Annotated in this window: 10 protein-coding genes; all 10 read right to left on the bottom strand. The window is 34.9% G+C overall.

Annotated elements, in window-relative coordinates:
- Positions 1-50 precede the first annotated feature (50 nt).
- On the bottom strand, positions 51-299 hold the full coding sequence (locus tag NR125_RS17080; protein ID WP_256815782.1) for a hypothetical protein: 249 nt from the start codon (positions 297-299) through the stop codon (positions 51-53).
- A 73-nt stretch (positions 300-372) separates the two neighbouring features.
- A complete protein-coding gene (locus NR125_RS17075; RefSeq protein ID WP_071159975.1) occupies positions 373-2,925 on the bottom strand; it encodes a helicase C-terminal domain-containing protein in 2,553 nt (850 codons plus the stop codon).
- A gap of 17 nt (positions 2,926-2,942) precedes the next feature.
- On the bottom strand, positions 2,943-5,273 hold the full coding sequence (locus tag NR125_RS17070; RefSeq protein WP_071159973.1) for a S8 family peptidase: 2,331 nt from the start codon (positions 5,271-5,273) through the stop codon (positions 2,943-2,945).
- Between the two features lie 6 nt (positions 5,274-5,279).
- Entirely contained in the window at positions 5,280-6,377 is a 1,098-nt protein-coding gene (locus NR125_RS17065) for an AAA family ATPase (RefSeq protein WP_071159971.1), read from the bottom strand.
- A 294-nt stretch (positions 6,378-6,671) separates the two neighbouring features.
- Positions 6,672-7,250 (bottom strand): hypothetical protein, encoded by a 579-nt coding sequence (locus NR125_RS17060; protein WP_071159969.1) that lies wholly within the window; start codon positions 7,248-7,250, stop codon positions 6,672-6,674.
- A gap of 81 nt (positions 7,251-7,331) precedes the next feature.
- On the bottom strand, positions 7,332-7,646 hold the full coding sequence (locus NR125_RS17055) for a hypothetical protein (RefSeq protein ID WP_071159967.1): 315 nt from the start codon (positions 7,644-7,646) through the stop codon (positions 7,332-7,334).
- Between the two features lie 74 nt (positions 7,647-7,720).
- Positions 7,721-8,833 (bottom strand): DNA polymerase III subunit beta, encoded by a 1,113-nt coding sequence (dnaN, locus tag NR125_RS17050; protein ID WP_071159965.1) that lies wholly within the window; start codon positions 8,831-8,833, stop codon positions 7,721-7,723.
- A gap of 107 nt (positions 8,834-8,940) precedes the next feature.
- Complete coding sequence (gene ssb, locus NR125_RS17045) at positions 8,941-9,432, bottom strand: single-stranded DNA-binding protein (RefSeq protein WP_256815780.1); 492 nt, start codon at positions 9,430-9,432, stop codon at positions 8,941-8,943.
- Positions 9,433-9,454: 22 nt separating this feature from the next.
- The gene (locus NR125_RS17040) at positions 9,455-9,760 is read right to left on the bottom strand and encodes a single-stranded DNA-binding protein (protein WP_256815778.1); all 306 of its coding nucleotides are present in this window, start codon (positions 9,758-9,760) and stop codon (positions 9,455-9,457) included.
- Between the two features lie 406 nt (positions 9,761-10,166).
- Positions 10,167-12,041, bottom strand: a complete 1,875-nt coding sequence (gene ltrA, locus NR125_RS17035; RefSeq protein ID WP_071159960.1) for a group II intron reverse transcriptase/maturase — start codon at positions 12,039-12,041, stop codon at positions 10,167-10,169.
- Positions 12,042-12,371: the final 330 nt, after the last annotated feature.

Genomic DNA, 12,371 nt, shown 5'->3' with positions numbered 1-12,371 from the left:
CAGAAGTGTAAAATCTTATCAAGCAAAAACTGTCAACTTTATTCTAGCGTTCACACCAAGCTCCAATCAAAAATTTGTAATATATCATTAATATAGGAATCATCACCAGAAAATCCAATCAAGACATTTTCTATTTTAAATATTTTTGAAGCCCTTTCACTTACAAAATAAATACCATATTTCCCTGATTTTTCACCTATAGATGTATTAAGTTTAGATGATTCTTTTTTATTTGAAAATAAAGTATCTCCAACCATAAATACCTTACCATTTTGTTTCCAACCATAACAATAAGTCATTATTATCACTCATTTCAAAAAAACATTCACATATTAAATAAAGGAATTGGAAGTTAACCCAATCCCCCATTTTCTATTTCATATTACTTTTTCTAATTGGCCGTTGCGGAATTAAATTTAGAATATCCATATGTTTTAATTCCCCTTCTGCAAGATTTTTTTCTAATTCTGAATAAAAAGTTGATGGTGTAGATTTCTTCCAAGTATCAAATAATAATTGGCGAATACGGTTTGCTAATGATATTACCTCTTCTGGTAAAAGTATTTTCATCTCCTCACTAGGGCTAGCTGCCGGTGCAGCCTCTATATCAGGACCAACTATTACAAGTTCCCAAGAAAATTTATGATCAAGAAATTCTTCGTTAATCCATTCAAGATGATTAAATGATTGCCCAACTTCCTTTTTACTATAAGGAGTTTTTCCGGACTTTTCCTCTTTACTTTCTATCATAATCGCCACTTCCGGTGATAACCAAAATACGTCTGGACCACGCCCAATTCCCGATTCACTATCAGGCCGACTACTTTGAAAACCTAAATATAATCCAAGCCACCTTAACGCTTCCTCATAAGAATTTGAAGATACTCTAGCAGCATTAAAAAATGGTGCAAGCCTGTCATCTAATTGAGAGAAGGTACCATAATTTATTTCTCCTCTTGTACTTAAGAACTTTATAATTCTTCCTGCCTGTGTTTCTTCATCAGGTATTATTGTGCTTACTACTTGTTTTTCATTATGATCAGGAATCAAACCAAGGGCCTTAAAACTTTTTGCAGATCTGTTAAAATACTTATATGCTATATCTTGATTACCATATTTCAAATACGAATAACCTATCCAATGGGAATGCCAAGCAGCTAAACCTTTATCTTCTTCAAACAGCTTGTCCAAGTTTGTTTCAAGTGCTTTTGCAGCTTTAGCATATTCCCTATTCCAAAAGTGACGAATAAAACTTCTTTCAGAGATTGCAACTTCAATATCAAATTTTTCTTCTTTAGACTTTGATTCAGATTCATCACTTATTTTTTCAATTAATGCATTCTTAATTTCTTCTTGGTGTAGGTCACTCCAACCATCTTCTCTTTCAAGTACTGCTTGCTCAAACTGTTGAAGTTCCTCAATAGAGGTTAATTCTTCTGTGATCCTCTCACCAAGCTCTAACTGCGCTCGAATATAACTTGGTAGTCTTTCTCTATTTAACTTACGAGTTATCCAGTCAGCCAGATCATTCCCTAAAAGATAAACAATTCCATAATCATCATTACCTCTGGAAATTCTCCCCATGGATTGCACCACTCTTGAAGCAATGGTACCTTGTAAAGCTCTAACTTCACCTAATGAATTCCACTGGAACTTTTCTAACAGCCCTGTCCCAGAAGGTAGTCCATCAATTACTAGGGATCTACAAGTGTCATTCGGAAAGTCCATCCCTTCAAATCGAGCAGGTGCAACTAATAGGCCTGTAGAAGAAGATTTAAATTCATTGACTTTCTCTGAGAAGTCCTTGCTACTAAATCTACTCTCGTGTTCTCTCCATCTACGTGCCCTACGTTCACTGTTAGGGATAATAAGAATCTTCCTCGACTTACTAAGTTGAATAATATGCTGAAACAAATACTCGGAAATCTCCTTTTTTACATAAGGGGTAACTATTAGTCTTTCAGATTCACCAGCTCTTGTTTTTGGCTCTATTTTTTTTCCAGACCTAAAGCCAAATGACCTGATAAAGTCTGGTTCATCTTGGACGGTAGCAGACAAAAATATTTTTTTTGTTGAATGTTGCATAAATTTCAAAAGGTGTACTGGAGCTAAAAATGGTGTGATTTCGATTGAACGGGATGTAAGAAACACCGCACATAAGTCCAGATTATCCCTTAAATGCTCCCATGCATATTTTGTAGACTTATTTTCTGCAACACCCTCGCTAAGAAGGACATCCGTAACTTTTACATTAATTTCTTCCCAAATAAAAGTTGGGATAAATAGGATTGCAGGGTCATTTTTTTGATTTACTACTTGATCAAACAATTGTCCTGAGTGAATTTGATCATAATAACTCTTAACTGAATTAACGAGTGTTGAATAAGAATTTGCAAATTCAACATCAGTTATTCTTAATGTGAAGTGATCACGAATTATATGAGAGGCTACATGAGCATCGTCAAATATTAATCCTAAAATCGGCTCCCTTGCAAACCTACTTAGCCCATTGAACATAGCTTGGTAGGTAGTCAAGCAAAGTACTTCACCTTTATTAAATTCTGCTTCTCTTTCTAAATTCCGATTATAATAAGTAGCTACTTTTAAAGGCATAGAACTAGCAAACTCTTCGGTTTGTTTTATTAGTTGAATAGAACCACAAAGATAGAATACCTTACCTAAAGTTTCATTTACTATTGATTGCCCCTGTAACAATCCTATTACCGTTTTCCCTCCACCAGTATTCAAACTAATTGTAACTTCTTTTTCATCACGATTATCTTGCCATTCTTCTAAAGCTAAGTATTGCCCTCTCCATAAGTCATTCAGCCCACCACTTCTTGCCAACCCATCGTAAATTTTAATTGGATCTACCTCTTTAGGTAGTGCATCTTTCTTCTTGAATTTATTGAAATCTATTGGCATGAAAGTCTTCACTCCATTTATTCGTCGAGTTCATTTTGAACACGAACATCAATATTAATGTTAATATCTCTATGAATAAAGTTATTATTATTTAATAAACTAACAACATCACTATATACATCATTTTGTCTATTAGGATCTTTTATAGTAACGATTGCACAATACTCCATACTCAAATCAGCATCATTTTCTAAAGCTTGTTTCTCAATAAAGTCTCTATATAACCCTTCCACTTTAAGATACCAATTCCTATTTACCTTAATGAATTTTTCCTTATTTGCTGGTGTCATTTCCGAAAGGTCAATGCTGTATTTCTTTACTGGGTAAAACTTATCTCCAAAATCTATTAACATTCTTTCTGTAGCAAATGGAGTATCTGATGAGTAATCCACTTTTCTGCTATATAAATTGGAGTTTAATAAGTTTTTAGAGTGCTCTCCTCTTCCCATCGGATTTAAAATCGTTCTTTTCTCTACATCTCTATTAACTTTTTCTTCGTAAGTTCCGAAGTGCACATTAATATTAGACTGACAATATTCAGAACCTTGGTTTGGTGCGAGAATTGGATTATAAACTAGAGTCACTGTAATTTGCCCTTCAAAATAGCCCTCTTGAATTAAATTTTTGGGGTATGGAAAGTCCATAATATCAACATACTTACCTTTTCCTAATGTATCTCTTAATACTAATGTTATCTCATTTTCATTACTATATAATATATCCTGAACATTTTTAGGTTTGCCGAACCCCATCTGCTCAAGTTTATCTTTAGGGTTCATATCATAACATTCACCATAATTTGCGGAATGGATTAGTAGAGCTTTCAACGTTAATGCATCGAAATCCTCATTGATTTCATTTTGCAATCCTGCTAAAATAGCAGATACTCGAGGAGTTGAAAAACTTGTACCACTGTCACTATCTATTTGTCCAATTCTAGATAGTGACTTTACTCCTTTATTGACGAATTCCTGATTCTTCTCCTTCCAAACATCTCCTCCATAATGGACTAAATCCGGTTTAATTATTTTAGCTGGTCCTCGTCCAATACGAGTATAAGGAGAAGGGTAATCTTTTCTTGAAAAGCCTACCTCATCCGTTTCTTGGCAAATTGAACCAACTACAATAGATCTAACTGAATCTCCAGGAGTATGTATCTTACCCTTTGGATAACCACGTTGAAAGGATGAACAATTTCCAGCAGATTTGCAGATTATAACATCAAACTCGTCTTGAATTTGGTCAATTGCCATAGCGATGTCGGAAAAATTCTCATCGTCAATTTCTTGTTTAACACTAACAGATAAATTCCATATTTTAATATCTTTGTTATTTGAGATTCCTCTTCTAATATTACTGATTAATTCATCTTCATCAGTATCTGTAGATATAACAGGCACATCCAATACTTTGCAGCCATTAATTCCTGTATAAACTGTATTTTCAAGTCTATCGCCATATAATATTATACCTGAGACGAATGTCCCGTGATTTGTGCTTAAATCCTCATCAATATAATATTGCTCTCTCCCAACAACCCAATCCCTATTATATTCATTAATTTCTATGCCAGAATCTAGCACCCCTACAACAGGATATTTCAATGTGTTATCGAATTCCAGCTTTATTAGCGTATTAAAATTTTCAATTTCCTCAGTCTTATTAATCGTATACTTTGGCATCGGATTTATTGAATGAATTGGTAATGTTTTTAAATATGGAATCGTATCAACTGTTATATTTTTAACTTTAAATATAGTAAGGTCTTTTGAATACTTTACTTCATCAACTTGTAATCCTCTGCGCCTTAATTCTTTTTGTAAATACTCTTTAACCACCCGATTTGTTTCATACGAATGGTAGTTAAACATTTTCAATTTGTAATTTTGATGTTCTTCATCAATATTAATAATTGGCTCATATTCAGTAACGTTTTCAATAGCTGACAATGGATACTTATTTTTATCAAACTTTAATGTTTTTTCTACAATTGAATCTAGACAGTTACGTGAGTCTATTTTCATAATTACTTCCTTATCACCGTTTAACCCTATCTCTCCACTATTTTTATTTACTTTAAAAAAATTACTCACTTCTTTTTTATGGCTTTTTGCCTTTGCTTTTTCGACAATCTCCACTTTAACTATAGTCGGTACAAAATCCGGTGTGTTTTTCATTTTAATTATTTCTTCAATACTTTTTAAGGAAGTATATATTTCCGCACTCTTCGCTCTTAATTCCTCACCTGACAGAACCCATTTGGGAAGGCTTGATGAACCGCCGGCTTCCGTTCTTAGGACATCTTGATCCCTTTTTTCAAATAATCTGATAGGTAATCTTTCAGCCATTCTCAATCACTCCTCTAACTTTTTTGAGCATTCTCTAATTTTTCTTAGAGATATATCATATTCTAAATTAATTTCCCTTTGACTAATACCATTTTTTAGCAAAAAAATAATTAATCGTTCCTCATTAATGAGGTTCCTATTATTAACTAAGAATATTTCGTATAATATGTGAGAATTTTTCAACTCGCCTTTTTCTTTTAATACTACTTTTCTAATTGCGTTATTTATAACTAACTTAATATCAGACGGTGAAAAACCACTTGTTGATATGATGAGACTTTTTAATTTCTTCGGATCTTCAATAAAATTATTTCCAAGATTTTTAGTATATTCTTTAATAATTTGATTTCTTTCTTCATCATTTGGTAAGGGTAGTTCAATTACTTTATCAAACCTTCTCCACACAGCTGGATCCAACAATTGCTCATGATTTGTAGCAGCCACGAGAATACTTCCATTATCAAAATCATCTATATTCTGCAATAAGCTATTAACAACCCTTTTTAATTCTCCTAGCTCGTTCTTATCATCTCTAATTTTTGCTATTACATCAAATTCATCTAAAAATAGTACACATGGCGATTTTTTAGCATAATCAAATATCCGTCTTATATTTTTAGCTGTATTTCCTAGTAATGAAGATACTAATCCATCAAGACGAGCAGTGACTAAAGGTAAATTAACTTGACAGCTAATATAATGTGCTAAAGATGTTTTTCCAGTTCCTGGTTTCCCATACATTAGAATTTTATTTGATTGTTCAATGTTGTTAAGTAACAACTTTTCTTTATTTTGATACGACGAAATAAAGTCCTCTATTTCGTGTTTAACAAATTTATTCATTATTAGGTTATTTTCATTTGGTGTCGGGATAGTTACACTTACCATTTCCATCCTACTGTCTTGATCAACTGGTTTACTTGAAAAGGAATCTAATTCAACTAAACGGGTATTATTACTCTTTAAAATTTTTGCAATTTTATTTGCTAATTTCTCATTACCTTCATTTTCAAGATTTTTAATGAATAATTTAGTATAATTTGCAACCCTATCTTTGTCGCCTTTTAGGCCACCTTCAATAATCTTAAGTATTTCGTTATACATTTTTCCACCTCGTTTTAATTTTACATTTTTTCGTTATAAAATACAAGTTACCTGTTACCAAATAAGCATTTTTTGTTTCCGTTTATTAATATGTTATAATCATTTAACAAATTCATTTATAAAGAATAAAACAAAAAAACATGAGTAAAACACTCATGTTTTTTAGTAATACTTATTAAATTTTTTATCTTTCCTAAGAAAAAAAACTTAAAGCAATGCTTAAAGTTACACTGGTATTCACTACATTGTCATGTTTCAGTCAAAAATTTAAGTATATATTTGCCTAACTTATATTTAAGTATATCGATGCCACTGTGGCAAAAATATTATTAAATTTACATTCATTGCGATTGTGATATGAAGTGGAGTTGGAAAATAATCCAGGTGCCCCGATGAACCATTTTCAGCTAAGAATAGGCTTAAATAATCCGATGGATATTGTAAAAATAGATCAAAGTTAAAAGTCTCATAGAGATGTTTCCATGACTGATCATCAATATTTGGTTTTTCAAACCATGAAATTCCTAAAGCATAACCAATCCAACTAAGAAACTCGTAACTTCGAATCCCTTTGTATTGAAGCGGCTCAAATGATTTCTTTAACATCTTCCTGACCTCATCACTACCGCTTGGTGTAAGTTCAATTTGCGGGTAAGGTTCATTGGAATCCCATACCCCCTTATTTAAAATCTTCAACCACTTGTACCAATTACCATGGAGTATAGTCTCTACATACATGACAAGACCTCTTGCCCAGCCAAATTTGTAAGAGCATTTGATTGACTTTGGTAATGGTTTAAAAAGCGGATGTAATGAGATTTCTGCCAGTTGTTTTATCTGTTCTTCTGTTAATTTAATTTTATCATGTTTCAATGTTTTCCTCCTAAAAAAACACGCACATTGTCATTAAAGACATTGTGCGTATCAATCCTAATTTAGTTATTTTTAATCTCTTTAAAGGAATATACAAAAATGTCTATATTGCCTATTAATGGCTTCCTTTACGATAAAATCCACTTCTTTTAAAGCTTCCATGTAGGCAGATTCTTTTCCAATCCAATAGCTATGCTCTATGTTGCTAGGATGAATATGTCGTTGAAATAAAAGGACACCTTCTAAATATCCAAGCCCCTCACAGAAAGACTTAATTGCTTTTTCTTGGGCATATTGATCTCTTTCTTTTAAAGGACCTGCAAGGAGTATATTTACTTTGCTCTCTAAATACTCTTGTGAACTCGAATTTTTCAACCTGTTTTTACACCAATCCATTTCCATCATCCCTTATTAAAAAATAAAAAGACCGACTACATAAAAGTAATCGGTCTATCTCTGTTAAAAACATATTAAGTTCTAACTGGTAACACCAGTTGTGTTACTGAATCGCATTTCTCTCCTTTTATGATAAAAGGTCTAAGTGCTTCAACAAATTGAAACTGGACTTTTTCATCTTCAAAGGCACTTAGAGCATCTTGAGTAAATTTATAGGAAAAGGCAATTTTGATATCCTTACCTTCAATCTCAAAGTCTTCAAGATATTCTTCTATTTGCCCAACCTCCGGAGAAGACACCGTTAAAACAGCCTGCTTGTCCTTTACTTCTAGAACAACTACCTTGTTCTTTGATTCAATTAAAGAACAACGATTCAATGCTGCACTTAATCCCTTTCGATCTACCTTTAAAGTTGTATTAAAGGTTGTTGGCAATAACCTAGAAACCTCTGGGAACGTGCCATCCAGGAGTCGTGAATAGAAAAGTAGGTTGTGAGACTTAAAAAGTGCTTGAGTATCTTTAAGAATCACCTCTACTTGCTCCTCTTGGTCCTCAAACACTTTTGATAGCTCGATTAATGCTTTAGCTGGTATAGTAACATTTCGATCTTCACCGGCTAATTTCAGTTCCTTGATGGCCAGTCGATGTGAATCTGTCACAATAGCTTTCAATCCATCTTTCAAATTAAGGTTAATTCCTGTAAGAATCGGCCTTAATTCAGATGTGGCAGCTGCGAATGCAGTTTGCTTTACGATGGAATTTAAATCACCTGCAGAAAATGTGAAATCTGCCTCTCCCTCAATTTCAGGTAATTTAGGATATTCCTCAGCTGGGAAACCATTTAAGGAGAACACCGACATACCTGACTTAATCTTTGTGACATTATTCTTTTCAACAGTAAAAGATATATCATCCTTTGGCAATTTACGAACAAGTTCACTAAGGAATTTTGCGTTTAAGACAACGCTTCCCTCTTCATGAACCTTGGCTTTTTCATCCCCATTTTCTTCTAATGGGACAGTCTTTTGAATAGATATATCATTATTGCTGCCAACAAAGATAATCTCTTTACTTGTAGCAGTTATTTTAAGACCAGACAAAATCGGTACAGAAACTTTTGGTGAAATGGCTTTAATCACCACTCCTACAGCATGAATTAATACTTCCTTTTGAATTTCAAATTTCATAATACTTCCTCCTCAAAAAGTTAATGGGTTTATTTTGGATTTACTAGAATTCTTTATAAAAAAGAGAGGAAATAAGGCTTTCCTCTCTTAACTCATTTATCAATTTACTAGAATGGAAGGTCGTCATCTGAGATGTCGATTTGTCCATCATTAGCAAATGGATCTTTGTCCACTCGAGTATAGCCACCTTGATTACGGTTATCTTGGCTTTGGCTATTATTATTTCCGAACGGGAAATCTTGGCCTCCAGAAGAACTGTTATCTCCTCTGCTGCCAGAACTTTTTGGTTCAAGAAATTGTACACTCTCTGCATTGACTTCCGTGACATAAACGCGTTTTCCATCCTGTCCCTCATAGCTTCGGGTCTGGATACGCCCGTCAACACCTGCGAGACTTCCCTTTTTTAGGAAATTCGCTACATTTTCCGCTGGCTTTCTCCATACTACACAATTGATAAAGTCCGCTTCCCGCTCCCCTTGCTGATTCGTAAAAGTGCGGTTTACTGCAAGTGTAAAGGTGGCAACCGGCACTCCATTTGGGGTATATTTTAGGTCTGGATCCTTAGTTAAGCGTCCTACTAGCACAACCCGATTCATCATGATTTACCATTCTCCTTCTTATTTACTTCGCCTTAGGCGCCTGTAAGAATTTAATTGTTTCTATTTCCACTTCCAGCCTGGTCATTGGCAGTCCATTCTTCGTATAATTCGATGATCTCCATTTCCCGATGATCGCCACTTCTTGTCCTTTTACAAGATAGTTGGCACAGTTAACGGCTTGCTGATGCCATGCGACTGCAGGAAAAAAATCTGTGCGATTTCTCTCCCTGTCTTCCACGGCTAGCACCATTTCACATCGAGCTTTATCTCCTGAATAAACAAGGTTAGGTTCCTTTGTAAGTCTTCCAATGGCAGTAAAGCTTTGCATGATTCTTCCTCCTATTAAGAAACTAAATGTAGTTCCTTTAAGTTTACCAATTTTCTTGCCTTCGTCCTGAAGTTAATTTCCATTGGCAACTTTCCATTTTGAAGAAGGTCATCCAGGCCTTTGCCGTCCTTGATATCCCATGTCCAAAGATAACAATCGATACCTAAATTCTTTACCTCAGTAGCCAGCTGGGCTACTTTATCGAATAATAATTGCTGCTTCTTCTGGGACTTTACCGAGTCATCTTCTCTTTTGAGAATAGCGATAGGTAAGAAAGTTCCTCAGCCTTACCTGTTAGGACTTTCTTTTCCCCCGCTTCACACCGTGCGTGCGACTTTCATCGCACACGGCGTTCCATCTCCAAATATGATTCTTATTAATATCGCCAGATATTATTTTTGTTTAGCTAATTAGCTAATCTCCTTCTATAAAAGAGGACCTTTTTCCAAACCTTGTTATCTAGTATTTCAGTGAGGTTATTACTCGAGTGAATCAGCTTGTGGCAGGCTTCGTGAACAGTGGCTAAGTTAGCAACTTTATTGACTTCATTTATCGGGAGTTTTGGGTTAATATGATGTGTTTGCACCTGACTGATTGATAAATCTTTGGTGCATATCTTACATCTGCCTCTATCTCGATTGAACGCATAGCATCGGTTCATGTAGTATTCGAAGTTTCGGAAATCTCCTCTAATTACTGTTTTGTGAGAGCCTTTCAAGCTAATGAGCTCGTCCGCTCTCTCAAGTAGAGGTTTTCTATTAGTTCGAATTTGGTAAAGTTGTCTTCCTTCTATTGAGTAGGGTGTTTCTTTTTGGTTTTTATAAACTGGGATTTTGAATTTACAAAATCCTATGTTAGTTACACCAATCAGAACATCTCCGTCTCTTACTGCCGGGATACGTTGATTCCTTTCTTTGTGTACCGAGAGAAGGTTATCAACTTGCTTAGCTTTAACGATTTCAACTTTCACTCTTCTTTTCAGATAGCGAGTTGCCATCCTAGTGAGGTAGTGGGAGTATCTGCTAAGCTCTTTATTCACTAGTGTCGCTTGCTGGTAATACTGAATAATTCCTCTGATTACTAGGTTAATATGGTTTATTTGGTGTATGACTTCTTCCTTACTCTCACATGACTTTAACTTCCTTATAAGATGTTTGATATTTTTAACCTTATCTTTTATCTTTTGTGGGGAAGGTCTGGACGTAGTAATGAGTTTCTTATTCACTTTTACTTCGCTATTTCTCCGTCTGTGGGCTTTTATTTCAAAGCCTAAGAACTTAATCGGTTTCTTAGTAAGTTTTGTGATCAGTGTCTTATCCTCGGAAAGTTCAATTTTTAATGAAACCTTCAGAAACTGACTAATTCTATACTTCCACTTTTCAGCATTTTCTCTCGAGTTTGTTATTAGAATCCAATCGTCAGCGTATCTAATGAAATATGCGGGCTTTAGATTCGTGGTCTTTCTTAAACTCCCTAGTCTGCTGTAGTTTTCCGTGTAAGTTTTTTTCGTCTGTTTCTTCTCCCATTCTCTAGTTATCCATTTATCTAATGTATGAAGATATACGTTCGCTAATAAGGGAGAAATAATTCCTCCTTGCGGTGTACCAAGCTCATTAATAGGTTTTTCATTCATTACTCCTGCCTTAAGCATTTGTTTGATAATCATCAGCACTCTTCTGTCACGTACCCCCATCCCCCAAAGTTTCTTGAGGAGAATTCGGTGGTCTATGTTGTCAAAGAAGCCTTTAATATCTCCTTCTACTACCCACTGGTATCCAGTGGTAGATATAAGTGAGACAGTTCTGGCATAGGCTTGGTGAGTATCTCTAAATGGTCTGAACCCATACGAATGCTCAAAGAATTGTGCTTCTAGGATTGGTTCAAGTACTAGTCTTACGCACTCCTGAACTATCCTGTCTTTGATGGTCGGGATTCCTAAAGGTCGTTTCTTGTTTGAATTTGCCTTTTTAATTAACTTTCTTCTTACTAGATTTGGTTTGTAGAGCATGAAAGACTCTTGGATTTCGGTGATTACTTCTTCGTAACCTTTTTGGAGATAATGGTCCATTTTAATCTTATCCACTCCAGGAGTTTTACTCCCTTTGTTGGATTTGATGTTGTGTATGGCTGTTGTAATTGTTATCTCGGATGTCATTATCTCTAGTAAGTCCTTAAAGTACGGAGTTTTTCCTTCTTCCATTCTCTTTCTCGTAGCTGAGAATAAAGAATCTTGGATGCGTCGTAAATCTTTTTCATTCTTTAAGAAATGGTCTCGTTTCATAGGGGAGTATCATCTCCTTCCTATGTTCAATCGGTTATGCTCATCGGCTTCCCATTTCATTTGGCGATTTAATAATTCATCTTTAGGAGACTATGCCCCTTCGCTCCACAGGAATTACCCTGCTTCTTCACTACTACGGGCTGCTGCCACAGAGATTTAATAGCCATTTCCTGCTATTGAGATTTCACAGCCCCTATTAGGCTCCATCTACTCTGTTTCTTCTGTTCCCATTTTCCTAGCTTAATTTCACTGTTTTAGGCGCACCCTATGCCCCGTTAGCTATTCCTTCACCCACAGCAGGCGGATTAGGAACTAACAACCTTAGTGGTT

Source organism: Cytobacillus sp. Bac17, assembly GCF_024519925.1.
In the GTDB taxonomy this organism is placed as follows: Bacteria; Bacillota; Bacilli; order Bacillales; family Cytobacillaceae; genus Cytobacillus; species Cytobacillus pseudoceanisediminis.
This window is presented reverse-complemented; position numbering and strand designations above follow the sequence as displayed.